A 24680-nucleotide genomic window follows, 5' to 3' on the forward strand; every position below is an offset into this window, starting at 1 on the left:
GAGCTGATCCGCACCAGCGCCGACCAGACCTTCACCGTCGACCCCTGCAACCTGCAACTGCTCTACCAGGGCCGATCCCCGTCCTCCGGCGGTGTCGACTACGGCCTGCTGCCGTACCGACCGGGCCTGCTCACCCTGCGCCGCTGACCTCCACCGCCTGACGACTCCGGGGCGGGTTCGGCATCACGCCGAACCCGCCCCGGAGTCACGCGGCCCTACTCCCGCGTGCCGATGTCGTCGATCGGCGGGACCCGGAGCAGTCGCCGGACCGGCCACACAGTGGTCGCCAGGGCCAGCACCGTCGCGCCGCCGAGCACCGCCGCCCCGCCGAGCGGCGGCACGTACGGGATCGGGCTGCCGGTCAGCGCGTTGACGAGCGCACCCAGGGTCAGCGCCGCTATCGTCGCGCCGATCAGCACCGCCGTACCGAGCAGCCCGGCCTGTTCGGCGTGGACCATCCTCCGGATCTGCCGGCGGGTGACCCCGACCAGCCGCAGCAGCGCCAACTCGCGACGCCGGGCCAGCGCGGCCAGCACCATCGTGGTGGCCGCCGCCAGCGCCGCGTACCCCACCATCACTCCGATCAGCAGCCGGTTCAGCCAGGCGCTCAGCGCCAGATCGGTGCCGATCAGACGCGTACGGGTCGCGGCGTCGAGCACAGCACTGCCCGGGTGCCGGGCCGACCAGGCGGCCAGCGCGGCATCGGCGTCCGGGCCGGCGCGGACCAGGATCTCGTCGTCGGTGACCCCGGCGGTGTGCCCGGCGACCGTCTGCGCGGCCAGCGTGACGTCACCGAAGCCGAGGCCACGGCCGTAGATCGCGACGACGGTCAACCTGCTCGGTGTGCCATCGCCCAGCCACAGGTCCGCCTGGTCGCCGACGTGCCAACCGGACGCCGACGCCTGCGTCGCGGACAGCGCGACAGTGCCCGCGCGCAGGTCGGCCAGGTCACCCTCGTGCACCGCCAGGTCCATTGTGGAGGTGATCCCCGTCGGGTCGACCGCCTGCGCGGCGACCGGCGCGATCCCGTCGAACGACCGCACCACCACCTGCGTACGGCGTACCCCGGTGGCCGCCCGCACGCCGGTCAACTCTCGGACCTCCCGCGCCGCGTCGGGCGACAGCCCACCCTGCGCGACCAGCAGCCGCTCGGCGAGCGTGCCCGCAGCGCTCTGCGCAATGGTCTGCCGTTCCTGATTCGTCTGCAGGAACCAGACCGAACCGCCGAACCCGACCGCGAGCACGAGAGCGGTCAGCACGGTCGCCATCCCCTGTGCGTTCGCCCGCAGGTTGGCCGCGGCCAGGTAGCCACTGACCCGCCAGACCCGCGACAGCACGGGGGTGAGCAGCCGGGCCGCGTACGCGTTGATCCTGGGCGCGAGCAGCGCCACCGCAATGACGAACAGGTAGAGCATGCCTACCGCGCCGGCCAGCGCGGCGGTCGGTCCGGTGCCGCCGATCGTGAACGCACCGGAGGTGACGGCCGCGGCGAGGGTCAGCACACCGGCGACCAGCCGCACCCGGCCGCCGCGCCGAGGCTCCACCGCGATCTCGCCGAGCGCCTCGACAGGTCTGATCCCGGCCACCCGCCGGCCGGCGATCAGCGCGGCGAGCACGGCCACCAGCACCGCCGTACCCACGGCGGCCGGCACGGCGAACAGGCCGCCGGTCATCGGGAAGCCGGCCGGGATGAACCCGCGGTCCACCAGCTCGCCCTGCACCCAGTGCGCCGCCAGCACACCTGCCGGCACTCCCACCACGGAGGCGACCAGGGCGAGCAGCGCGGCCTCGCCGATCAGCAGGCGGCGGATCTGGCCCGGCGTGGCCGCGACCGCACGCAGCAACGCCAGGTCACGGCGACGGTGCCGCACGGACAGACCGATCGTGCCGGCCACCACGAAGACGATCAGCAGGACGACGTACCCGCCGAACGCCGATCCCGCCTCGATCAGCAGCTCGCGGGCGGCCAGGTTCGCGGACTGCTCGACCGCGCCGCGCTCCGGCCCGACGTACGTCGTGGCACCGGCCGCCGAGGCGAGCTGGCGGACCGCGTCCCGATCGGCGCCGGGCGCGAGTCGTACGCCGATCGCGTCCAGCCGACCCGGGTGTGCGGACAACCGCGCGGCCTGCGCGTCGGTGAAGTACACAGCGGTCGTACCGGTGTCGGCGACCGCGCTCACCCGGTACGACCGGCTGACCCCGTTGACGACCAGGTCGACGCGCTCGCCCGGGGCCGCGCCGAGCCGGGAGTCGGCCAGCACCTCGTCGTCGGCACGGGGCGCGGCGCCCGCGATGATCGGACGACCGGAGAAGGCGTACGTGGCCCAGCCGTGCCCCGTGGCGGCCGGCACGCCGATCTCCACCCGTTCGTCGCCGGCCACCGCCGTGACGCCGGGCAGCCGCCGGATCCGGTCCACCAGGGCGGCGTCCACGGTGCCGCCCTCGGGCAACGCGACGGTGCTCGTGGTGGTCTCCCCGTCGAACTCCCTGAACGTGTGGCTGACCGTGCGGTCGGCGACGACCAGATCGGCCGCCGCCCACAGCCGGGGCTCCGGACGGAAGCGCAGGCCCGACTCGACGAGCGTGCCCATGGCGACCAGGATCAGCACCCCCGCGATCAGGGCGAGCAGCGTGGCGGCTGCCGGGCCGGCGCGGTGCCGCAGCAGCCGGGCGGCGAGCGCGGTCATCGGGCGACCCGCCGATCCAGCGACGCCAGCTGCTCGGCGATGCCGGCGGCCCCCAGCTGCGGCAGGTCGGCGACGATCCGACCGTCGGCCAGCACGAGAACCCGGTCCGCGTACGAGGCGGCCACGGGGTCGTGGGTCACCATCACCACGGTCAGCCCGTGGTCGTCGACGACCGCGCGCAACAGCGTCAGCACCTCGGCCGCGGCCCGCGTGTCGAGGGCCCCGGTGGGCTCGTCACAGAAGATCACCTCGGGGCGGGTGGCCAGCGCCCGGGCGATCGCCACCCGCTGCTGCTGGCCGCCGGAGAGCGCGGCCGGCCGGTGACGCAGCCGGTCGGTGAGCCCGACCCGCTCGACCACGCGGGCCAGCCAGGCGCGGTCCGGACGGACGGCGGCCAGCCGCAGCGGCAGGACGATGTTCTCCTCGACGGTGAGGGCACCGATCAGGTTGAACGCCTGGAAGACGAACCCGATGCGGGTACGCCGCAGCTCGGTGAGACGGGTCTCCGACAACCCGGACAGGTCGGTGTCACCGATCAGGACCCGACCGGAGCTGGGCCGGTCGAGTCCGGCGGCGGTCTGCAACAGCGTGCTCTTGCCGGAGCCGGAGGGCCCCATCACGGCCGTGAAGGTGCCGCGACCGAAGCCGACGTCGATTCCGGCCAGCGCGGTCACCGGGTTACCGCCGGCCGCGTACACCCGGGTGAGGTGTTCGACGCGTACGGCGTCGTTGGTAGGTCCCGGATACTCGGGCATTCTGGTGGCCTCTCTTCGAGTCGGCGACAGGATTCGCGCGCACCAGAAACGCTATTGAGCTGGGAGAACGTGGGCCATCCAACGGGCTGCCCAGTCCGGGTACAGCAGGCGCTACCGCTGGTCGCCGTCCAGGTAGCGCAGCACCGCGGTGACCCGGCGGTCGGCACGGTCGTCGGGTGGGAGCTGGAGTTTCGCGAAGATGCTGCGGATGTGCTTGTGCACCGCGCCGTCGGTGACGAACAGCCGCTCGGCGATCGCCGTGTTGCCGAGCCCTTCGGCCATCAGCCCCAGCACCTCACGTTCGCGGGGCGACAACTCGGCCAACGCCGTGTCCGGCCGGCGGTTGCGGGCGAGCAACTGCGCCACCACCTCCGGGTCGATCACGCTGCCGCCGGCCGCGACGCGGCGCAGCGCGGCGAGGAACTCCTCGACCCGGCCCACCCGTTCCTTCAACAGATAGCCGAGCCCGACGGCGCCGACCGAGAACAGTTCGGTGGCGAACGCCTGCTCCACGTACGCCGACAGGACCAGCACCGCGAGGCCGGGCTGGCGCCGCCGGGCCTCCACCGCGGCCACGATGCCCTCGTCGGTGTGGGTCGGCGGCATCCGTACGTCCACGATCGCCACGTCGGGCGCGTGCTCGTCGACAGCGACCAGGAACTCTCCCGGAGTGCCCGCCGTGGCGACCACGTCCAGTTCCTCAGCCCGCAACAGCAGCGCCAACCCCTCCCGCAACAGCGGGTCGTCCTCGGCGATCACGATCCGCATGGCAGCTCCACGTGCATCCTCGTCGGCCCTCCCGATGGGCTGGTCAGCGTCATTCGCCCGTCGTACGCCTCGACCCGCCGGCGGATGCCGGTGAGCCCGGAGCCGCGTGCCTCGTCGGCGTCGCCGCGGCCGTCGTCCTCGATGGTGACCAGCAGCCGACCCTGCTCGCGGCGCACCGCGACGTCCACCTGGCTCGCCCCGCTGTGCCGGACCACGTTCGTCAGCGCCTCGGCCACCACGAAGTACGCGGTGGCCTCGACCGACGCCGCGCAGCGGACGGCCACGTCCACGGCGAGCCGGCACGGAACCGCGCAACTGCCGGCCAGGCCCGCCAGCGCCCCGGCGAGACCCCGATCGTCCAGCACGGGCGGCAGGATGCCGCGCACCACCGTACGCAGTTCGCCGAGCGCCTGTTCCGCCGCGTCCTGCGCCTGCCCGAGGATCTCGTCGGCCCGGTCCGGGTCACGCCGTACCGCCCGGCGCGCGGCGCCCAGCAGCACGTTGACCGCGACCAGCCGATTCTGGGTGCCGTCGTGCAGCGACCGCTCGATGCGGCGCAGCTCCAGGGCGTGGGCGTCCAGCGCCGCGGCCCGGGTGGCGGTCAGCGCGGCGACCCGCAGCGACAGGTCGACCCCCGGCGGCGGGGGCAGCAGCCACCGGCCGGGCCAGGACTGGAAGCGGGCCAGCGCCGGGCCGAACGCGACCGCGGCGACCAGCCAGCCCACCCCGAGCAACCCGACCAGGAGCGCCTCGGACAGCCCGTCGATGCGCCACCAGCCGATCCCCGGAGCGCCGGTCTCGGGCGGAACCAGTCGATACCACAGCGGAAACGTGATGTCCTGCAACGCGTTGATCGGCAGGGTGAGGCCGACCAGGCCGGACACCAGGCCGGTGATCGAGTGGAGCGTGACCCAGCCGAGCTCCCGGCGGACGAACGGGTCGCGCATTGCCTCCCGCAACTCCTCCGGCACCGGCCCGGGAACCGGGATCGTCGTGCCCCGACGGGACAGCCGGGCGCGCTCCCGATCGGCCACCGCGCGCACCGTCCGCAACGCGCCAGGCGCCAGCCGCAGACCCACCCCGACCAGGCAGGTAAGTGCCACGACCACCACCCAGAACAGCGCGCCCAGCGCCAGCAGCGCGGTGCCCAGCCCGCCGACGAGGTGTTCGAGGGCGTCGACCGAGGCACGCACCCGGCCCCGCACGTACGCCATCGCCGCCCACCTCCCGGGCCAACATAGGCCACCGCGAGCACGGCCGGCAGCGTCCGCGGCGGAAAGTACAGCCTGCTGTACGCCTGTCGTCGCGCTGGCGGGATCGTCTCCGCCGGGGTCGCCCACCTAGCGTCGATGGTGTCGTCGAAGCTCACCGAGGGAGACAGTCATGACCGACCCGTACCGCATCACCCAGGCCCCCGCCACCGCGCCGGAACGGCCCGGTGGCCTGCTACGTCCGCTGCTGTGGCTGGCGCTCTTCGTCAGCGCGGCGATCAACGCCGTGCTATCGAACGCCCTGGACAACCCGTGGATCGGCTCGGTGTTCGGCCTGGTCGCGCTGCTCTGCGGTGCGGCGCTGATCGTCCACCACCGCCGCAACCGGTGACCCGGCAACGCGCGTCCCGTGGCGGGGACCCCGCGACGGGACGGCGCGGTCACCGCTTCGCCGTCCAGAAGACGTAGAGGGCGCCGTACGGCACGGACGCGGTCGCGCCGTCGGTGCAGGCGCCGCTAGGCGCGACACCACCCGAGGTCAGCAGACGGCTGACGTACTCGACGGTGCCGAGACTGCCGCTGCCGGAACGGGTGTCCACCGTCAACAACAGCTCGGGGATCGTCCCCGCGCGCGGGCTCTCCGCGGTCTTCTTCGCCGTGACCGACGAGCCGTCGCGCTCGGACTGCCAGCTCGGGCCCCTGAAGTGGTGGACCCGGCCACCCGTGCCGATCAGCTGAGCCTCCGGTACGGACGCGCCGGTGAACACCCCACCCGTGCACGTGTAGGTCTGCGTTCCCCGCGCGACGACGTACGCGCCGACGGGGCGGGATCCGGCCGGAGGCCTGATCGCCGAGGCGATGCGGGGGACGTCGATCCGGCGGGCGTCGGCGCCCAGGGTCGCGCCCTCGGCCACCTCGGCGGCCGACGCCGGGCTGGCCACCAGACCGAGCGCCGCGACCACACCAGCCGTTCCGACGAGCGCAAGCGCCCGGACCCGGGAGCGGGACATGCTGATCATGCGATTCCTCCGTCCAGGGGCGGGCGTGCCCACGCCCCCATGGATCCGCACGGACAGAACACGCTCGGCGATCAATTTCCGGGCGAATTTGAACGCTCATTCACCCGGGTCCACCAACCCGGCGCGGCCACCCGAACAGCAGCACTGGACCGGGTAGCGGGCGTCCGGACGGTCAGTGCCCGGTGGCGCTGACAGTCATGCGCTGGGTGCCGAGCACCGAGAGCAGACGCAGCGCCTCCGCGGAGGGTGAGCCCGGCACCGCGGTGTAGATGACGAGCCGCTGGTCGCGGTCGGCGATGTCGAGGACGTCGCAGTTCACGGTCACCGGCCCGACCAGTGGATGCTGGAAGGTCTTGATCAGGGTGTGCTCGTCGCCGACGTCGTGCGACCCCCACAGGTCCCGGAACCGCTGGCTGCCCGCGAGCAGGTCGCGGACCAGCGCCGCCACCTCGGGGTCGTCCGGATAGCGGGCGGCGGTGGCCCGGAGTCGCCGAGCCGAAGCGCGACCGAACTCGTCGACGTCGGACACCCCGTACAGCACCCGACCGTCCGGGTGCGGGCCGAGGAAGGCGCGGCGGACCAGGTTGCGGTCACGCCGGGGCAGCGCCGAGAAGTCCTCCATCAACGCCGCCGCGAGATCGTTCCAGGCGATCACCTCGTAGCTGGCCGACGTCACGTGGGCGGCCGCCTGGGGTAGTCGCTCGATCAGGTCGAGGATGCTCTGCCGTACCTCGCGCGGCGGCCCGGCCGGCGGGGCCGGTGGCCTGCCGGCCAGGTGGTGCAGGTGGTCGCGCTCGGCGTCGGAGAGGCGCAGCGCGCGGGCCAGGCCGGCCAGCACCTCGGGCGAGGGGTGCGGGGCGCGGGCCTGTTCGAGACGGGTGTAGTACTCGATGGAGATGAACGCCAGCCGGGACACCTCCTCGCGGCGCAGCCCGGGCGTGCGACGCCTGGTGCCGGCCGGCAGGCCCACCTCGGCCGGGGTGATCCGCTCGCGCCGGCTGCGCAGGAAGAGGGCCAACTCCTGTCGGTTCACCCCTCAAGTGTGCGCCGCCGAACGGGCTCAGCCAGGTATCGACGATGCCTGGCTACGACCCGGACGCCGGACGCAGGCTGGCCGCATGACACCACTGCTCAAGGACAAGGTCGCGTTCGTCAGCGGGGCGGGACGGGGCATCGGCGCCGCGGCCGCCCGGCTCTTCGCCCGCGAGGGGGCGCGCGTGCTGCTGGCGGCCCGGACGGAATCCCAGCTCCGAGCCGTCACCGACGAGATCCGGGCGGCGGGCGGCACGGCTGATCACGTGCTGTGCGACTTGGCCGACCCGGACAGCGTTCGGGCTGCGGTCGACCGGGCCGTCGCCCTGCACGGACGGCTCGACGTGGCCTTCAACAACGGCGCGACCATCACTCCACCGGGGCCCGTCGACCGGGTGAGCCTGGCCGACTTCGACCGGCTCTACCAGGTCAACCTGCGGGGCGTGTGGCTGGCCATGATCGCCCAGGTCGCGGCGATCCGGGCCACCGCCGGCCAGGGTGCGATCGTCAACAACTCCAGCGTCGGCAGCCTCACGGGCAATCCGGCGCTGCCCGCGTACGGGGCGATGAAGCGTGCGGTGAACAGCCTGACCGAGTCGGCGGCGATCACCTTCGCCCCGGAGGGCATCCGGGTCAACGCGATCGCTCCGGGCAACACCCGTACCGAGATGATCAACAGTTGGCAGGAGAACTCGCCCGGCCTGGTGGAGCGCCTGATCGCGGCCACACCGCTGGCCCGCCAGGCCGAGCCCGAGGAGATCGCCGAGGCGGCCGCGTGGCTTCTCAGCGACCGTTCGTCGTTCGTGACAGGCGTCGTGCTCCGCGTCGACGGCGGGGCACGAGCCTAGGAGCCATTGATCGGATCATCACCACCTGTTCAATAGATGCTGACAAATTCCGACCAGTCTTGGCGACATGGCTATCACCCAGCGACGCCTCCTCGCCACCACAGTCGTGGCCGGGCTGGCTCTGCTCGCCGCGTGGGCACCGGCACGCGCCGCGGAGCCCGCCCCGGCGACCACCGCCAGCGCCCCCAACATCATCTTCGTCCTCGTCGACGACCTCGCGTGGAACCTCGTGCCGTACCTGCCGCAGGTCCGACAACTGCAGAGCGACGGGGTCACCTTCACCAACTACACGGTCACCGACTCGCTGTGCTGCCCGTCCCGCTCGTCGATCCTCACCGGCCAGTTCCCGCACGACACGGGTGTGTTCACCAACGGCGGGGCCGACGGCGGTTTCGCGGTCTTCAAGGGCCGGGGCAACGAGAACCGCACCTTCGCGACGGTGTTGCAGGGCAAGGGCTACCGGACCGGCTTCCTGGGCAAGTACCTCAACGGCTACCTGCCGGCGGACACGCAGGGAGGTGCGCTGCCGTACGTCCCGCCGGGCTGGTCGGAGTGGTACGGGGCCGGCAACGGGTACCCCGAGTACAACTACGACCTCAACGAGAACCACACGGTCGTCCACTACGGCAGCCAACCGGCCGACTACCTGACCAACGTGCTGTCCCGCAAGGGCAAGGACTTCATCCAGCGCTCGGCGGCCGCCAACACGCCCTTCCTGCTGGAGGTGTCGACCTTCGCCCCGCACAGCCCGTTCACCCCGGCCAACCAGGACCTCGACGACTTCCCCGGGCTGACCGCCCCGCGCACCGCGGCGTACGACCGGCTGCCCACCAACCCGCCCTCCTGGCTGGCCGGCAACGGACCACTCACCGCGCAGGAGAAGAGCACCCTGGACACGAACTTCCGCAAACGTGCCCAGTCCGTGCAGGCGGTCGATCGGCTGATCGGCAACCTGCGCGCCCAGCTCACGACCAGCGGAATCGCCGACAACACCTATGTCGTGTTCAGCTCCGACAACGGCTTCCACATGGGCGAGTACCGGTTGACCGGCGGCAAGCAGACCGCCTTCGACACCGACGTGCGGGTGCCGCTCGTCGTCGCCGGGCCGGGCGTCGTCCCCGGATCGGAGCGCCCCGAGATCGTGCAGAACATCGACCTGGCACCGACCTTCCAGCGCATCGCCGCCGCCGACGTCGGCACGCACGTCGACGGGCGCAACCTGCTACCGCTCGCGCAGGGCGAGGCAGCGCCGAACTGGCGCACCGGGGCGCTGATCGAACACCACGGCCCCAACCAGGCCGCCGACGACCCCGACGCCCAGGACCGCCGCAACGGCAGCCCGGTCACCTACGAGGCCCTGCGGACCGCGACCTACACCTACGTCGAGTACTCCAACGGCGAACGGGAGTACTACGACCGGACCGTCGACCCGCACCAGCTCGACAACATCGCTGCCGGCCTCTCGGCCACGCGACGGGCCGCGCTGCACGATGCCCTCGCGTCGTACGTCGCCTGCCACAGCCACTCGGCGTGCTGGACGGCCGGTCACGTGCCGGCCTGACGACAGGCTCGGCGGGGCTGCTCGTCCGACGGGCGGCCCCGGTCGGCAATCCCTGGAACGCTTGCTCCGCGTCGACCTCGACATCACCTTCTGGACGCGATCACCGGCGGGGTGACGGTGTGCGGCCGGCCCGGTAGCGACCTGGCGTCGTTCCGATGATCGCGCTGAACGCCGCGATGAAGCTGCTGGGATTGGCCCAACCGCACGCGTAGGCCGTCTGGGTGGTGTCCCGACCGTCGGCCAGCAGCACGAGTGCGTGGTAGACGCGCAGCTGCGTCCGCCACTCGTAGAAGGTCATGCCAAGTTCGTCGTGGAACAGTCGACTCAGGGTACGAGTGCTCGCTCCGATCGTCCTTCCGAGTTCGGAAAGCGTGGCGTTGTCGGCAGGCGTCTCGTACAGCAGCCGGGCGATGGCCCGCAGGCGGTCGTCGCGCGGCTCCGGCAGGTGCAGCGGCTGTTCGGGTGCCTCGCGGAGTTCGTCGACGAGCACTCGAAGCAGGCGGGAGCGCGCCGCGCGGCTGTAGCCAGGCGTCGTGTCGTCGTAGTTGCCGGGGCCGGTCAGGGCGAGCAGGACCTCGCGGGCGAGGTCCGAGGCCAGGAACACGGCGGGGCGTTCCGGTAGGAGCCGGGCGAGGGACGGCGCGAGGAACACGATCCGCATGTCGGTGGCGCCGTGCGCCCGGTGGTCGTGCGTGAATTCCGCAGGGGTCCAGGCGACCCGGTTCGCGGGAACGATCGACGCACCGCGTTCGGTGTGCACGGCCAGGATGCCGCTGGCCGCGTACACCAGATGCCCTCGGGCGTGCGTCTGCGCGGCGCTCGTTCCCCCGGCCGGCCAGAGGTGGCGGCCGCCCGAGGGCCAGAGGTGCGACGTCACTCCGGCGGCCGGACGAGATTGGCGGGGAACGGGCATCGACTGGCTTCCGGTCGGTAGTAAGCCACTCCCTGACCTGGCGACACTACCTGCGGGCGGTGAGCCGCGGCCGTCCTGACGCGACCGCCCGGCATCGGGTGGCCTGCCCCGACGCCCAGGCTGAAGAGAGGAAAAGCGCATGACGACGTACGTCCTTGTGCCCGGCGCCTGGAAGGGTTCCTGGTCGTTCGAAGCGGTGGTCCCGCTGCTGGAGCGGGCCGGTCATACCGTGCACGCGCTGACCCTGACCGGTCTGCGGCCGGACGACGACGATGCGACAGTCGCGACCGCCAATCTCGACACGCACGCCGACGACGTGGTGCGGCTTCTCGACCGCGCCCACGTCGCCGACGCGACGCTTGTCGGCCACAGCTACGCCGGAATGGTGGTCGCCGCCGCAGCGGACCGCGCCGACGGCCGGATCTCGCGACTGGTGCATCTCGACGCCTACGTGCCGCTAGATGGCGAGTCGTGCTGGTCGGCGACGAACGAGCACTTCCGGAAGGTGTTCGCCGCGGGAGCTGCGGGCACCGGCTATTCCGTTCGGCCGCCGGAGGGCGGCGATCCCCGCCGTCGTCCCCACCCCCTCGCCTCGTTCCTGCAGACGATCCGGCTCACCGGCGCCGCAGCCCGGGTCCCACGACGCGAGTTCGTCTACTGCTCGGGGTGGGCGGACCGGACGCCGTTCGCCCAGCTCCGCGCCCGGGTCGACGCCGACCCAGAGTGGCAGGTCCACGACCTCCCCACCGGCCACGACGCCATGCACGAGGCCCCCGAGGCGGTCGCCGCGCTGCTGCTCGACGAAGGAGGCTCATCGCGCTGACGGTGACGGGCGGCCCGCTACTCCAGGAGTTGTTTCAGCGTGCCGAGGTTGTCCCGCATCCCGGTCTTGAAGAGCCTCTCGGCAAGCGGTCCGAGGAGTGCGACCGGGCCGGTGAGACCGGCCGCGCTGATCGTGCCCTCCAGGATGAGTCTCGTGGTGCCGTCGGACGGCCGGACGAGGTAGCGGTAGGTGAACGGGGTGGGCCCGGCCAGCGAGGTGAAGGTGACCTCCTCGCCCTGGGCGTACGCGGTGATCGACACGTCGTTGCGGGCGGGCCCGCCGGGCAGGTCTCGATACACCTCGTACCGGGTTCCCAGGCCGCCGACGCCTCCGACGCGCTCCACGCGTCGCACTGCCGAATACCACCGCGGCATGGTGGTGAAGTCGGCGACGAAATCGAACACGCGCCCTGCCGGGGCCGCGATGTCCAGGTCGAGGTGGAAGGTCATGGTTGCCCCCTGTGTGCGTGCCGCACCCCGACGACGCGGTCAGTCCTTCTGCTTCTTCTCGGCAGCGAGGCGGTTCGCGAGGGCGAGTCCGGCGGGTGATTGTCGGGTGAAGCCGTGCAGGAAACCGATGAACGCGTCGACGTCCGTTCCGGCACTGGCCTGGTCGAGCAGGTCGTACAGCTGATTTTCGATCTCCGCGACGCGGCGGGCCTTGTCCCGGCCCGGCGCGGTGAGCGCGAGCCGGACCTGCCGCCGGTCGTGTTCGCTTGTGGTTCTCCGCACGAGGCCCGCCGCGACCAGTCGGTCGACGATGCGACTCGGGCTGGTGCCGGTGTCGCAGACGAGCATGTCGCCGAGTTCCCGGAGGGCGAGCGGTCCGTGGTCGCCGATGATGCGCAGTGCCTCCGATTGCGCGGGCGTGACACCGATCTCGGACAGCAGCACGGTGAGCTGGCGGTTGCCCTCTCGTTGTGCCGCGAGAATGAGGTAGCGGAGCTGCTCGGCTGTTCTCACACCCGCATCGTGCCGTGTCCACGCAGAGCCGTGGCCAGGAGCCCGGCCGCCGCGGGGTCGATCTGGACGGTGCCGGTGCTGACAACCGTGACCTGCTTGATCGGTGCCACCGCGAACTCCTTAGATGTCGCGACATCGATGTCGTGACACGAATTAGACGTTCAGAGCACTCTTCCTGTCAAGCCTCAGCGTCCAGCCGTCCGTGCGTCCGATCCGGCGGTGCGTCCGATCTCGACTGTGCTCCGGCGATGACGGATGTCCATGGGCGGGCAGGCCGAGAGCTGCGCCGCCGGTAGGGTGGGACGCGGCACACCTGGGGAGGAAACGTGATCAAGCGCTGGGGATCCGCCGGGCTGGCACTCGGGCTCGCCCTGCTGGCGGCCGGGTGTGGCGACGATCCGTCGCTGACCGGCACGTGGATCATGGCGGACAACCAGGCCCGCACGATGACGGTGCGCGACGACGGCTCCGTGTCGGCCAACATCGACGTCCCCTGCACCGGCACCACGAAGGACGAGGGCAACCGGGAGTACCGGCTCGAGCTGGACTGCGGCATCACCAAGATATCGGCCGACGGCGTCCTGAGCACCGACGGCAGCACCCTCACCGTCAAGGACCCGAGCACCGGCCAGGACGCGGTCTGGAACCGCAAGTAGTCCATCGGGCAAGCCACGCCGCGGACGGCCCGTGACCGGCACCTGTCGCCCACGCGCGGGGCTGCGCCGCGTCGATACCGCGCGATACGGTGCCAGACGTGCCGCCCGGCTGTCCCGACGTCGCCGGCACGCGATGTCACATCACCCGGTTGCGGCGGAGGCGGACACGTGGCGGTTGCGGAGGTCGCGGGCGGCGTTGTGCAGCTCCTGACGGCGATCATGGAGTACCGACGGTTCCTGGCCGAGCAGCAGCAACAGCAACTGCTGCAGCAGCGTGCGGTGACCGAGCGGCAGATCGAGTTCGCCCAGGCCGTCGGCGACCGGCAGTTCGACGTCCGCAGTGAGCTGGCCGAACAGGCTGCCGGGCTCGACCCGCACCGCACCCGGGAAGTGCACGACCAACTGCACGCGCAGTACCGCCAGGACGCGGCGACCTGGAACCGCGCGGCGGACCCGCAGTGGTGGCAGAAGGCCACGAACGCCGACATCGCCGAGGTGTGGCGTGCCTCCACCGCCTGGCAGGCTGTCGACCCGGCTGCCGACATGGCGCGTCGGGCCGCCGGCGAACGACTCGCCGAGACCGGCGTACGGGTGCCGGCCCAGGGCGGGCGTACCCACACGGGCGACGCACTGTCCCGGGCCGTGCGCGGCGCCGCGGAACGGCAGGGGCAGGCCGCCGGGCCTCGCACGACGACGTCGGCGGCGCAGCGCAGCGCGACCGACGGCCGTGGGCCTGCGGACCGTTCGTCGCAGCAGCGGGAGGCCGAGGGCCGCCGAGCCGGTGCCGACGCCGACGCGACCTGGCATCGGGCCGCGGCCGCCGACGACCGCCATCTCGCCGGTGAATGGCGCGACGTCCGGCTGGACGCCGAACAGGGGCTCGCGGCCGGTACCGACATGCCCGCCTACGCCGAGGCGCGCGCCGATCACGCCGACGCGCGGGAGCAGGACTTCACCGCCGAGGCAACCCACCACGAACAGATGGCCGACGCGGCCGGGCAGTCTGCGGCCGTCGCCGGCCAGGCAGCTGCGCCGGGTCAGGCCGCCCCGGCCGGAGCCGCCGCTCCGGAGACCGCGGAGGGCAGGGGCGCGCAGGCCGCGGCCAAGGCGTACCCCCGACCGACACGCGGTGCGGTGGGCCGCGGCGCGGACCGTTCGGCCGCCGCGCGGGGCGCGGCGGGCCGGGGGCGGGTGCAGCCGCAACGCGTGCCCACCCGGGCGCCGCACTCAGCCGCCCGCTGAGCAGCTCCGGCGCGGCACGACCACGAGTCCTCTGGGCCGCACCGCGTCTGCTCGACCGGCCACCGCGGCAGGTTGCGGCTGCCGGCACGACCCGCCGGGCGTCCCCGTGGACACCGCCCCCACCCCCTGTCTCGCGGGGCGCAGGTGGTGGGCGGGTGGAGTGGGCCGCGCCGGCGGTCAGCCGCCCAGCGGCGCTCCGACGCCTGCCATGAACGCGACGGGGTCCACGGAGTTGCCGAAGCTCAGGCTCTGGCCAGGAGCGACGCCCCGGTGCACCTCGTAGTGCAGGTGCGGCCCGGAGGAGTTCCCGGAGCTGCCGCTGAGGCCGAGGACCTCACCAGCTGCGACCCTCTGCCCGACCCGGACGAAGGGCTGATGGATCATGTGGCAGTAGCGGGTGGCGATGTTGCCGGCGTGGCGGACGTCGACGTACCAGCCACATCCGCCGAGGCCGGGGTATCCGTCGGTGTCGCAGCCGTGCCAGGCCGGGGCGTTGCACTTGCTTGTCGACACGACGCCGGCGGCGGCTGCCCGGATGGGCGTCTCCTTCGCGGCACCGAGGTCGACGCCGGCATGCCTGTGGTCGCCCCGGTCCTGGCCCCACGGTGCGACCACGCCAGCCCGTACCGGCTGCACCCAGCCGCCCGGACCGACCGGGACGGGTTCGAAGGCGCCCGGCCCGCACGGCGCACCCGGTGCTCCCCCACCCAGGTCGTCGATGCTGCCGACCTTCAGGATGGTGGCGGCCAGGACGTTGGCGTCGTTCTCCCACTGCTGGTAGGCCTCGGGAGTGCCGGAGCGCTGCACGGCCTGGGCCGCGTCGGTCAGCCGCATGCCCTGCCAGCCCTCGACCTTCAGCAGCGACGTGTAGAACTTGCCGGCGGCGTACCGGGGGTCGGTCAGTTGTGCCACGGTTCCCCAGCCCTGGCTGGGACGCTGCTGGAAGAGACCCACGGAGTCGCGGTCCCCGTAGTTGAGGTTGCGCAGCGTGGACTCCTGCATGGCGGTGGCCAGCGCGATCACCAGGCCACGGGCCGGCACCTTCATCTCCTGGCCGACCGCGACGATGATCGCGGCGTTGGCGACCTGGCTCTCATTCCAGGTGGTGGTGCCCTTGCCGCCTCCGGACGGCACCGAAACGGGGATCGGCCCGCACGGCGAGGCGCTGGCCGCGCCGCCCATCAGGAACAGCGGCAACCCGATGACGCAGCCAGCCAGCAGCAGGATTACCGCGACGACCGCGCCGATGAGACCTTTCGTCTTCTGGTCGGTCACTGCCCGGCCCGTTTGAAGTCGTTGCCGGTGACCAGCCAGCGGCCCTTGATATCGGCGACACTCACCAGCAGCGTCCCGCGATCCGTGGGGATCGCGAACTGCCCGCCGCCGTCGCGGACGGGGTAGGTCGCCCTGGGCGGGCCGGTGATGCGCGACGCGGGCAGGTTGGCCGGATCGACGGTGCGCAACTGCTCGGCGAACCGCGGGACACACAACTGCCTGACGCCTTCGAGCCAGCCTGCCGCGTCGAGCCCTGGCCGGGCCCACGCGGCGGCGAAGGCGGCAGCGGCGGGCGCCGCCTTGGCGACCGGCGCTGTGGGGCCCTCGTCGTCCTCGTCGTCACGGCCGAGGGCCTCCGGCGGTGTGGCGCTGGCGACCGTTCCGGCGACGGCCGGTGCGGGTCCACCATTTCGCGGCACCTCGCCGCCGGCCGGCCCGGATCGGAAACAGCCGGACAGCGTCACGAGCAGCGTCGGTATGGCGACAGTGAAAACCGCCACCCGTACGGCGAGTCCATAATGCACGGATCCGCCTTCTTCCTTATTCATAGCCGCATTACCCCCGTGCTGCCCGCTTGCTTCGTATCCACTGTGAACCGTCTGGTCAGGAGTCAGCTCTGCACGTCACGATGTGGATTCACCATATCGATAGCCGTGCAGCCGGGTGCTACTGTCTGCCGCGAAGGTACGTCAGGTACGGGGGAAATCACATGCACGGTCGAGCGCAGGGCGATTCTTGACGTGCCCTCGGTCAATGCGCAGATTCGTACGCGGTACGACACACTGCCAGGTCTCTCGGCCGTACCGGTGCCACCGCAGGCTGTTGCCAACGGGTGGCCTCCGGTGTGGTGGGTCGGCTGCCACGGCGGCAGCGGTGCCACCACGCTCGCGACGTTGACCCAGATCGGCTACGACTACGGGCCCGTGTGGCCGCAGTTGCCGCCGAACTCTCCGATGATCAACGTCGTGCTGGTCTGTCGAGCCAGCGCCGCCGGAACGTTGGCGGCGGCCGGTGCGGTGGAGCAGTGGCGTCGGCGAGCCATCCCGGTGCACGCCCAGGTGCGGGGAATCGTCGCGGTCGCCGCGTCGCCGCGCCGACCACCCAAGATCGTCAACGAGCGTCTGCAACTGCTGGCTGGCTGGGCACCGAATGTCTGGCGCGTCGGCTGGCAGGAGGTTCTGCTGGCCGCCGACAAGCCCGTCGATCTGGGCGTCCCCCCACCCGACATCGCCGCGCTACGCGATTCCATCGTGGAAGCTGTCTCGATCTAGGAGAAGGATTCATGTCGTTGTTGCTGCAACTGCACGACGCGGTCACCAGCGTGCAGGACGCTGCGACCGGTGTCATCGCCGCACCGAACCCGGGCAACGTCGCACCCCCCGGCTCGGACAAGATCCTGACGATCCTTGGTTGGGTGAAGTGGCTCGTCACGGCCGTCGCCGTTGGCGGCGCCATGTTCATCGGCGCCAAGATGGCGATCGCCCACCGCCGTGGCGACGACACCAACACCTCTGCGCTGGGCTGGTGGCTGGCCGGTTGTGTGCTACTCGGCGTGGGGCCTCAGTTGGTCGACGCGCTGACCTGAGCACGGCGATCACCGGGGGGAAAGAAGCGCCATGCGTTCGAAGAACTACCAGGCTGACTACGCAGAGGAACCGTCGCCGTGGACGCGGCCGGGCTTCGTGCTGGCCGCGGCGCTGCTGCTGGTGATCGTCGCACTCGGAGTCGTCGTCGCCGTTCGGTCCGGCGACGACGCCGAGCCCAGCTCGGTGGCACCCACGGTGTCCGCGGAGAGCGCGACGCCGCAGCCGGAAGCCACGGGCAAGCTGCCCACGGCGGTCCCGGTGACCGCGCCAACGGGCGTCACCTGGCAGGTCGTCCGTGGCACCGCGTTGCCGTTCAGCGACCGGGCCGGGCCCCGGGAGCGCAGCGACAAACAGGCCAAGGGCTTCGCACGCACGCCCGAGGGCGCGCTGATCGCCGCCGCGCAGCTGGTCAGCCGGGTGGGGGCCGCCGCCGGCCGGGCCTCGTGGGAACCGACCCTGACCCAGCAGTTCCTGCCCAGCACCGACCGGGACACACTTCAGGCAGCGCTCGCGGCGGAGCCGGAGCAACCGGCGCAACCGGGCGATCTCGCGCCGCTGGCGGGCTACCTGTACCTGACCTACACGCCGGACACCGCGGTGATCGGACTGGCCTACCGGTCGGTCAACGGCACCACCGCACGGTGGTTCATCGTCACGACCACGCTTCAGTGGCGCGACGGTGACTGGAAGATGGTGGCGCCGCCCGGCGGCGCCTGGACCTCGTTGAGCCGCACCGTTACCGACCTGAACGGCGTCGTGGAATGGGGGGCCCGCTGATGTGCAATCCGATCACGCAAGCCGACTGCAGCCTCGCGGACGCGGCCGGGGACCTGGTCGGCGGCGTCACCACCTCGTTCGCGGACTCCATGCTCGAGGGCCTCGCCAAGGCCATGGGCGAAACCGCGGCCTGGGCCTTGAAGACCCTGATAGCCGGCTGGATCGCGGTGCCGTCCCCGGTCCTCACCGGGGGAGCCGTCGATCGACTGCGCGAGTACACCTACTGGATCACCGGTGCCGTCGCGGTGTTCTCACTGCTCATCGCGGCCGGACGAATCCTGTTGGAGCGCAACGCGAAGGCCGCCACCGACGCCGGACGCGGCCTGGTGCAGCTGACGCTCATCAGCGCTGCGGGCGTACCGACGGTCGCGCTCCTCAGCGAGTTCGGCGACGGTTACTCCAAGTGGATCGTGGACGCCTCGACCGGCGGCGATCTCGGCGAACGCCTGGTGATGTTCGCTCCCGCTGCCGGCGTGGCCGCCTTCAACGGCCTCACGTCCATCGCGCTGATCGCCATCGCGTTCATGCTTCTGCTCATCTCGTTCGCGCAGATCCTGCTGAGCATCGGCATCGCCGCGATCAAGGTGCTGCTGTGCGGACTGATGCCTCTGGCCGCGGCGGCGGCGATGACCGGCACCGGACGCGCGATGCTGGCGCGCTACATGAGCTGGCTGATGGCGGCGCTGCTCTACAAGCCGGCCGCGGCGACCGTGTACGCGGCCGCGTTCTGGATGATCGGTGACGGCAAGGACCTCACCACCGTGCTGACCGGCATCGTGCTGATGTGCATGGGCATCGTGGCGATGCCGGCCCTGCTCAAGTTGCTGGCCCCGGCGACCAGCCAGATCGCCATGGGCGGCGGCGGAGGAGGGGGCCTGGCGGCCTCCGGAGCCATCGCCAACGGCGCCATGCTGCTCAACTCCACCCGCGGTGGCGGCGGTGGCGGTGGCGGTGGCGGTGGCGGTGGACAGAGTGCTCCCGTACGCCCCTCCGGCTCCGGGCCCGGTCCCACTGCCGCACCCGCACCGACCGGCGGTGGGCTACCCGCCGGCGGGCCGGCGATGGCCGGAGGTGGCGGCGGTGCCGCGGCCGGCGGGGGTGCGGCAGCCGGCGGAGGTGCCGCAGCCGGCGGGGGTGCCGCAGCGGCTGGCGGACTGGCTGCGGCTGCCGGACCGATCGCCGCCGGCGTCGTGGTCGGGCAGGCCGCCGCGAAGGCCGGCCCGGACGCGATCAGGAAGATCGGTGGTGCTGCTGCGGGCGCGAGCGGACCGACAGGAGCTGAGCAGTGACGACGACCGCAGCGCCGCCGAACCCGTCGCAGCAGCGCGCCTACGGCAACTGGCGCCGCGGCGTGTCGGCCGGGCTGTTCGGCCTGGGCACCATCGGCACGCTGATCATGTTCGGCCTGGCCCTGCTGACCGTGTTGATGCTCGCCGTGTCGCTCGTGGCCGCCCTGCTGACCGCGCTGTGCGGTGCTGCCGTCCTGGTCCCGCTGGCCATCCGCGTCAACGGGCGCACCGGACTTCAGGTCATGGCGGCACGGTTCGCGTGGTGGCGGGGGCGTTCACGACGACAGCACCTGTACCTGTCCGGCGTGGCCTCGAAGGTGACGCAGACACACCAACTGCCGGGCATTCTGGCCCGTTCGCAGATCTACGAGGTCGAGACGGGCCGCTCCGGGCGCATCGGCGTGGTGGTCATCCCCCAGTCGCGGCATTACACCGTCACGCTGCGCTGTTACCCCGAGGGCATGGACCTGGTCGACCAGAGCGCCATCGACGCGCGCGTGGCGCACCTGGCCGCCTGGCTGTCCAACCTCAGCCGTGAACCGGGCCTGGTGCAGGCCGCGGTCACCGTGGAGAGCACCCCGGACCCGGGCACGCGGCTGGCCACGGAGGTCAACGACACCATGTCGCCGCAGGCGCCGGAGCTGGCCCGCCAGGTCCTCCAGGAAGTCGTACGCAGCTACCCGGCCGGGTCGGCGACCGTGGAGACCCGGGTCTCGCTCACCTACACGCTGCCTCCGAACCGGCGGCAGCTCTCGCACGAGGACATGTGCCGGGAGGTCGCCGCGCGGCTGCCGAACCTGCACTCCGGGCTCTCGGCCGCCGGCGGCGGCGGTGTACGCCCGATGATGCCGCGGTCGCTGGTCCGGGCCGTACGCGCCGCGTACGACCCCGGCACGAGCATCGAACTGTCGCGTACCCCCGACCTGGACCTCACCTGGGAGAACGCCGGCCCGGTCTCGGCGCGGGAGAGCTGGGACTACTACCGCCACGACTCCGGGGTCTCGAGGACCTGGGGCATGGTCGAGGCTCCCCGCGGTGTCACCTTCGCCAACACGTTCGCCCGGCTGACCGACCCCGACCCGCAACTGCTGCGCAAGCGGGTGTCACTGATCTACCGGCCGTACTCGCCGGCCGAGTCGGCCAAGCTCGTCGAAGCCGACAAGCGCGACGCCCGGTTCAACGCCACGAAGAAGTCCCAGGCCACCGCCCGGGACCTGGCCGACCTCAACGCGGCCGAGCAGGCCGCGCAGGAGGAGGCTTCCGGTGCCGGCGTCGTGCGCTTCACGGTGCTGGTCACCGCCACCGTCTCCTCGGTCGAGCAGCTCGACGAGGCGACCCGGATCATCGACTCGCGGGCCGCCGAGGCGCGGCTCATGCTCCGCCCGATGTACGGGGCCCAGGCGGCGACCTTCGCCGCGACCCTGCCGACCGGGGTGGTGTTGCCTGTGCACGCCACCGTGCCGTTCTAGGAGGCGGACCTGATGCCCCGATCCGTCATCCCGATCCGACGTCCCACCCGGTTCGGCTACGCCGGCCCCGGCGGCGGCCGGGTGTCCTGGGTCGAGTCGCCCACCGAGTACCGCGGCACCACGGTGCAGGTGTGCGGCTTGTGGCCGTTCGGCACCGGCTCGTCCACCCCGACGATCGGCGCCCCGCTCGGCCGGCACCGTTACACCAACGCGACGGTGTGCTTCGACCCGATCTCCTGGTACGAGCGTGCCAAGCTGATCAACAACCCGTCGGTGTGGATCCAGGCGGAACCGGCCATGGGCAAGTCCACAAGCGTCCGGCGGATGCTGCTGAGCCTGGTCGGCCAGGGCGTGACCCCGCTGATCCTGGGCGACCTCAAACCCGACTACGCCGAACTGGTCGCCGCGCTCGGTGGGCGGGTGCTGCGCGTGGGTCCCGGCCTGCACCGGATCAACCCGCTCGACATCGGCCCGTGGCAGCAGGTGCTGGCACACGTGCAGGACCCCAAGGAGATCGAGCAGCTACGTGCGGAGATCGTCGACCGCCGGCTCAACGCCGCCCTGGTGCTGGCGACCCTGACCCGGGGCGCTCCGCTCGCATCGGACGAGATAACCGTGCTGGCGGCGGCGCTGCGTTTCCTGACCGAGCGGGAGAGCACCGCCCAGCCGCTGCTGTCGGACGTGCTGCGGGTCATCGAAGAGGCACCCATGCAGGTGCGGTGGGTGACCCTGTGGCACGACGACCACGACCTGGACCGGTACCGCCTCGAGACGGAGAATCTGCGGCGTACGCTGCGGGCGCTTATCCACGGGCCGCTCGGCTCGACGGTCGAGGGCCACACCACCGCCTCGATCGAGCTCGACACCACCGCGCTGTGCGTGGACATCTCCGGCATCAGCGAGACCAACCAGGCCCTGACCGCCGCCACCCTGGTCACCACCTGGGCGGCCGGCTTCGGTCAGGTCGAGGCCGCGCACCGGATGGCCGACCTGGGACTGGCCCCGCCACGGCGATTCTTCCTGGTCCTGGACGAGATGTGGCGTGCGTTGCGGGTCGGGCACGGCATGGTCGACCGCATCGACGCGCTGACCCGCCTGAACCGTTCGAAGGGCACCGGCACCGCGTTCATCACCCACTCGCTGGGCGACCTGCAGGCTCTGCCGAACGAGGAGGACCGCGCCAAGGCCCGCGGCTTCGCCGACCGGTGCGCGGTGCTCATGATCGGCGCCTGCTCGGAGCAGGAGCTCGACGCCGTCGCCCGCGTTCGGCCCCTGTCGCAGGCGGAACGCAGCGAGGTGCTGTCGTGGTCGGCGCCGCCGTCGTGGACGACCGGGCCGGAGGACGAAGAGGTCCTGATCGGCCGCGGGAACTTCCTGATCAAGGTCGGGACCAGGCCCGGCATCCCGGTGCACCTGGAGCCCACCGAGATCGAGAAACAACTGGGCAACACCGACTTCCGTTGGAAGCGCACATGAGCCGAGCAGTGGGACCTGGCGGAAGCAGCGACTCCTCGGGCCTGATCGCCGGTGGCCTGGCCGTGCTCGCGCTGGCGGCGGCCGGGGCGGTGTGGCTTCCGTTGCGGCTGACCGAGCCACCCGGCTATCACGGCGAGGGTCTGTTCAGCGCCGCCGCGGCGCTGATCTCGGGGCGGATCACGTGGACCGTCGCGTGCACCCTGGTGGCCGTCGGAGAGGTGCTGGTGGTGGCGGCGCTGGCGACCGGTGTGCTGCTGCTGACCAAGGGACGCCGGCTCCGGGGCAGCCGGGTCGACGAGGCCGCGCGGCACATGGCCCGCCGCGGCGATCTGTTGCACCTGAGCCCGGACGGGGTCACCGCGTCCGCGAAGCGGCTGCGGGCCAGCCTGGCCGACGCCGGCTCCATCGCCCCCGACGACGCCGGCGTCCTCATCGGACGCACCGTGGCCGGCGGTATGGAGCTGCGGCAGTCCTGGGAGGATATGGCCGTCGACATCTGGGGGCCCCGCACCGGTAAGACGACAGCCCGTGCGATCCCGGCCACCGTCTCCAACCCCGGGCCGACACTGGTCACCAGCGTCAAGGGCGACATCATCGACGCGACCCGGGAACTGCGCGCGACGCGCGGCGAGATCTGGGTGTTCGACCCGCAGCAGGTCTGGGGTCAGCCGCAGCAGCTGTGGTGGAACCCGCTCGGCGGGATCGCCACCATCACCGACGCGCGCCGGCTGGCCGAGCACTTCGCCTCGGCCGAGCGTGAGCCCGGCATGCAGCGCGACGCGTTCTTCGACCCCAGCGCCGAGGAGCTGGTGGCCAATCTGCTGCTGGCGGCCGCGGTCGGCGGCCGGTCCATCCTCGAGGTGTACCGATGGGCGGTTAACCCGCGCGACGAGTCGCCGGCGGACATCCTCACCGGTGCGGGCTTCCAGTTGCCCGCCGACTCGATCATCGGTGTGGTCAACATGCCGGACCAGACCCGCGGCGGCGTCTACGCCGGCGCGCAGAAGATGCTCATGTGCTTGACCGAGCCGAGTGTCACCGCCTGGGTCAGCCCGCCGGCCTCGTCGACGATCCGGGAGTTCCGCCCCGAGACCTTCGTGGCCACGTGCGACACCGTCTACCTGCTCAGCCAGGGCGGTCCCGGCTCACCGGCGCCACTGATCGCCGCGCTGACCGACGCCGTGTTGCGGGCGGGGGAGCTGCGCGCCCGCGCCTCGCCGGGCCGGCGCCTCGACCCGCCGCTGATGTCGGTGCTCGACGAGGCGGCAAACATCTGCCGCATCCGCCAACTGCCGGCGCTGTACTCCTACTACGGCTCGCACGGGCTGCCGATCATCACCGTGCTGCAGTCGTACGCTCAGGGCATTGACGTGTGGGGTCGCGAAGGGATGCGCAAGCTGTGGTCGGCGGCGAACGTGCGCACCTACGGCGGTGGCGTCGCGGACCCGGAGTTCCTCGAGGAGCTGTCCCGCCTCATCGGTGAGCACGACGTCATGACCCGTTCCACGTCGACAAACGGCTCCGGCTTCGGTCAGCAGTCCGTGTCGCGGCAGACCCGCCGCCAGCGGGTGCTCGACGTCGCGGAGCTGCACGCGCTGCCCCGGGGCCGGATGGTGGTGTACAGCTCCGGTGCGCCGCCGGTGCTGGCCCGCACCGCCCCCTGGCAGACCGGTCCGTACGCCGAGGCCATCAAGGCATCCATCGCCCGTTGGGACCCGGACAGCCGGAACGACTGGAGTCTCAAGGCCGACAACCCGCAAGTGCAGTCGTTCGACAACCCCGTGCAGGAGCCGCGATGACCACGCCCACCGGCCAGAGCGATTCGGAGAGGGCCGTGGCCGAGCTGTCCGCACTCCTGGAGCAGTTGTCCGGTGCCCTGCCGCGCGGCGACACGCAGCCCGAACCGCAGGCAGCCGCGGGCGCTGCCGCACAGCCGCCGCAGGCCGCCGACGAGGTGCCGGAGCCGGCGTTCCGCAACCTCGACGACTTCATGCGGCTGTATCTGGCCGAGGTCGTCGAGCGCCGCGTCCTGAGCGGGCCCAAGAGCGGCATCTACTGGTGCGACAGGTGGTGGGCGCACCCGGAGGCGATCTCGCGCTTCTACGCGATGTGGCGCGAGTGGGAGAAGGCCCGCATCGACGACACCATGAGCACCTGGTGGCTGCACCACCTCGATCCGCACCTGATGACCATGACGACCGAGTACGGGCCGTTCGCCAAGTGCGAACCCGGCCGGCACACCGAGCCCAAGACCCTGCCGGCCGTCGCCGCTCCGCGTTCGGTCCTCGATCAGCTGCCCGAGGGCTGAGCGCCGGGACGGCCCCACCGGGC

25 protein-coding genes and 1 pseudogene are annotated in these 24680 nt (G+C 72.0%); 15 read left to right on the forward strand and 11 right to left on the reverse strand.

The window, feature by feature from the left end; all coding sequences use genetic code 11:
* Nucleotides 1-147 (forward strand): annotated as a pseudogene (locus tag ACLQ27_RS12270) (non-reducing end alpha-L-arabinofuranosidase family hydrolase); the annotation flags it as partial.
* Between the two features lie 68 nt (nucleotides 148-215).
* On the opposite strand, the gene ACLQ27_RS12275 reads toward ACLQ27_RS12270, so the two are convergent.
* The 4 genes from ACLQ27_RS12275 to ACLQ27_RS12290 form a co-directional block, all read right to left on the reverse strand.
* Nucleotides 216-2687, reverse strand: a complete 2472-nt coding sequence (locus ACLQ27_RS12275) for an ABC transporter permease (RefSeq protein WP_357491999.1) — start codon at nucleotides 2685-2687, stop codon at nucleotides 216-218.
* A complete protein-coding gene (locus ACLQ27_RS12280; RefSeq protein ID WP_234591262.1) occupies nucleotides 2684-3442 on the reverse strand; it encodes an ABC transporter ATP-binding protein in 759 nt (252 codons plus the stop codon). Before ACLQ27_RS12280 ends, ACLQ27_RS12275 begins: the two co-directional genes overlap by 4 nt.
* 111 nt (nucleotides 3443-3553) lie before the next feature.
* Nucleotides 3554-4210, reverse strand: a complete 657-nt coding sequence (locus tag ACLQ27_RS12285; protein WP_357491998.1) for a response regulator transcription factor — start codon at nucleotides 4208-4210, stop codon at nucleotides 3554-3556.
* On the reverse strand, nucleotides 4198-5424 hold the full coding sequence (locus tag ACLQ27_RS12290) for a sensor histidine kinase (protein ID WP_357491997.1): 1227 nt from the start codon (nucleotides 5422-5424) through the stop codon (nucleotides 4198-4200). The genes ACLQ27_RS12285 and ACLQ27_RS12290 overlap by 13 nt, the downstream gene beginning before the upstream one ends.
* 169 nt (nucleotides 5425-5593) lie before the next feature.
* Between ACLQ27_RS12290 and ACLQ27_RS12295 the strand changes: the two genes are divergently transcribed.
* Nucleotides 5594-5812, forward strand: coding sequence for a hypothetical protein (locus ACLQ27_RS12295; RefSeq protein ID WP_357491995.1), 219 nt, complete (start codon nucleotides 5594-5596; stop codon nucleotides 5810-5812).
* Nucleotides 5813-5861: 49 nt separating this feature from the next.
* On the opposite strand, the gene ACLQ27_RS12300 is transcribed toward ACLQ27_RS12295, so the two are convergent.
* Nucleotides 5862-6440 carry a DUF3455 domain-containing protein gene (locus tag ACLQ27_RS12300; RefSeq protein WP_357491993.1) on the reverse strand — a complete coding sequence of 193 codons (579 nt, stop codon included), beginning with the start codon at nucleotides 6438-6440 and terminating at the stop codon, nucleotides 5862-5864.
* A 172-nt stretch (nucleotides 6441-6612) separates the two neighbouring features.
* Complete coding sequence (locus ACLQ27_RS12305; protein WP_357491991.1) at nucleotides 6613-7473, reverse strand: helix-turn-helix transcriptional regulator; 861 nt, start codon at nucleotides 7471-7473, stop codon at nucleotides 6613-6615.
* 85 nt (nucleotides 7474-7558) lie between these two features.
* Between ACLQ27_RS12305 and ACLQ27_RS12310 the strand changes: the two genes are divergently transcribed.
* Together ACLQ27_RS12310 and ACLQ27_RS12315 are read left to right on the forward strand one after the other, a co-directional pair.
* Nucleotides 7559-8320, forward strand: a complete 762-nt coding sequence (locus ACLQ27_RS12310; RefSeq protein ID WP_425866846.1) for an SDR family NAD(P)-dependent oxidoreductase — start codon at nucleotides 7559-7561, stop codon at nucleotides 8318-8320.
* 67 nt (nucleotides 8321-8387) lie between these two features.
* Nucleotides 8388-9881, forward strand: a complete 1494-nt coding sequence (locus ACLQ27_RS12315; protein WP_357491987.1) for a sulfatase family protein — start codon at nucleotides 8388-8390, stop codon at nucleotides 9879-9881.
* Nucleotides 9882-9981: 100 nt separating this feature from the next.
* Here ACLQ27_RS12315 and ACLQ27_RS12320 read toward each other — a convergent pair whose 3' ends face one another.
* Nucleotides 9982-10758 (reverse strand): AraC family transcriptional regulator, encoded by a 777-nt coding sequence (locus ACLQ27_RS12320; RefSeq protein ID WP_425866847.1) that lies wholly within the window; start codon nucleotides 10756-10758, stop codon nucleotides 9982-9984.
* A 175-nt stretch (nucleotides 10759-10933) separates the two neighbouring features.
* Here ACLQ27_RS12320 and ACLQ27_RS12325 point away from each other — a divergent pair, with 175 nt between their 5' ends.
* Complete coding sequence (locus ACLQ27_RS12325; protein ID WP_357491983.1) at nucleotides 10934-11617, forward strand: alpha/beta fold hydrolase; 684 nt, start codon at nucleotides 10934-10936, stop codon at nucleotides 11615-11617.
* 17 nt (nucleotides 11618-11634) lie between these two features.
* Here ACLQ27_RS12325 and ACLQ27_RS12330 read toward each other — a convergent pair whose 3' ends face one another.
* Nucleotides 11635-12066: an SRPBCC family protein gene (locus ACLQ27_RS12330; protein ID WP_357491981.1), complete on the reverse strand. Its 432-nt coding sequence runs from the start codon at nucleotides 12064-12066 to the stop codon at nucleotides 11635-11637.
* A 39-nt stretch (nucleotides 12067-12105) separates the two neighbouring features.
* Complete coding sequence (locus ACLQ27_RS12335; RefSeq protein WP_425866848.1) at nucleotides 12106-12579, reverse strand: MarR family winged helix-turn-helix transcriptional regulator; 474 nt, start codon at nucleotides 12577-12579, stop codon at nucleotides 12106-12108.
* A 326-nt stretch (nucleotides 12580-12905) separates the two neighbouring features.
* Here ACLQ27_RS12335 and ACLQ27_RS12340 point away from each other — a divergent pair, with 326 nt between their 5' ends.
* Nucleotides 12906-13235 carry a hypothetical protein gene (locus ACLQ27_RS12340; protein WP_357491978.1) on the forward strand — a complete coding sequence of 110 codons (330 nt, stop codon included), beginning with the start codon at nucleotides 12906-12908 and terminating at the stop codon, nucleotides 13233-13235.
* 168 nt (nucleotides 13236-13403) lie between these two features.
* Entirely contained in the window at nucleotides 13404-14477 is a 1074-nt protein-coding gene (locus ACLQ27_RS12345) for a hypothetical protein (protein WP_425866849.1), read from the forward strand.
* A gap of 177 nt (nucleotides 14478-14654) precedes the next feature.
* On the opposite strand, the gene ACLQ27_RS12350 is transcribed toward ACLQ27_RS12345, so the two are convergent.
* Nucleotides 14655-15752, reverse strand: a complete 1098-nt coding sequence (locus ACLQ27_RS12350) for a M23 family metallopeptidase (RefSeq protein ID WP_425866850.1) — start codon at nucleotides 15750-15752, stop codon at nucleotides 14655-14657.
* The gene (locus ACLQ27_RS12355) at nucleotides 15749-16276 is read right to left on the reverse strand and encodes a hypothetical protein (RefSeq protein ID WP_357575769.1); all 528 of its coding nucleotides are present in this window, start codon (nucleotides 16274-16276) and stop codon (nucleotides 15749-15751) included. The genes ACLQ27_RS12350 and ACLQ27_RS12355 overlap by 4 nt, the downstream gene beginning before the upstream one ends.
* Before the next feature lie 318 nt (nucleotides 16277-16594).
* Here ACLQ27_RS12355 and ACLQ27_RS12360 point away from each other — a divergent pair, with 318 nt between their 5' ends.
* The 8 genes from ACLQ27_RS12360 to ACLQ27_RS12395 are packed head-to-tail and all read left to right on the forward strand — an operon-like array spanning nucleotide 16595 to nucleotide 24657.
* A complete protein-coding gene (locus tag ACLQ27_RS12360; protein ID WP_425866852.1) occupies nucleotides 16595-17023 on the forward strand; it encodes a hypothetical protein in 429 nt (142 codons plus the stop codon).
* Nucleotides 17024-17034: 11 nt separating this feature from the next.
* Nucleotides 17035-17337, forward strand: coding sequence for a hypothetical protein (locus tag ACLQ27_RS12365; RefSeq protein ID WP_234591575.1), 303 nt, complete (start codon nucleotides 17035-17037; stop codon nucleotides 17335-17337).
* A gap of 31 nt (nucleotides 17338-17368) precedes the next feature.
* The gene (locus ACLQ27_RS12370) at nucleotides 17369-18115 is read left to right on the forward strand and encodes a hypothetical protein (protein ID WP_234591574.1); all 747 of its coding nucleotides are present in this window, start codon (nucleotides 17369-17371) and stop codon (nucleotides 18113-18115) included.
* Complete coding sequence (locus ACLQ27_RS12375) at nucleotides 18115-19404, forward strand: hypothetical protein (RefSeq protein ID WP_357575770.1); 1290 nt, start codon at nucleotides 18115-18117, stop codon at nucleotides 19402-19404. Before ACLQ27_RS12370 ends, ACLQ27_RS12375 begins: the two co-directional genes overlap by 1 nt.
* Entirely contained in the window at nucleotides 19401-20873 is a 1473-nt protein-coding gene (locus ACLQ27_RS12380) for an SCO6880 family protein (RefSeq protein WP_357491966.1), read from the forward strand. Before ACLQ27_RS12375 ends, ACLQ27_RS12380 begins: the two co-directional genes overlap by 4 nt.
* 12 nt (nucleotides 20874-20885) lie before the next feature.
* Nucleotides 20886-22349, forward strand: coding sequence for an ATP/GTP-binding protein (locus ACLQ27_RS12385; protein ID WP_357575772.1), 1464 nt, complete (start codon nucleotides 20886-20888; stop codon nucleotides 22347-22349).
* Nucleotides 22346-24148, forward strand: coding sequence for a type IV secretory system conjugative DNA transfer family protein (locus tag ACLQ27_RS12390; RefSeq protein ID WP_357491964.1), 1803 nt, complete (start codon nucleotides 22346-22348; stop codon nucleotides 24146-24148). The genes ACLQ27_RS12385 and ACLQ27_RS12390 overlap by 4 nt, the downstream gene beginning before the upstream one ends.
* Entirely contained in the window at nucleotides 24145-24657 is a 513-nt protein-coding gene (locus ACLQ27_RS12395) for a DUF4913 domain-containing protein (protein ID WP_357491962.1), read from the forward strand. Before ACLQ27_RS12390 ends, ACLQ27_RS12395 begins: the two co-directional genes overlap by 4 nt.
* Nucleotides 24658-24680 lie beyond the last annotated feature (23 nt).

It is taken from the genome of Micromonospora sp. DT63 (genome assembly GCF_049841615.1).
Classification (GTDB): Bacteria; Actinomycetota; Actinomycetes; order Mycobacteriales; family Micromonosporaceae; genus Micromonospora.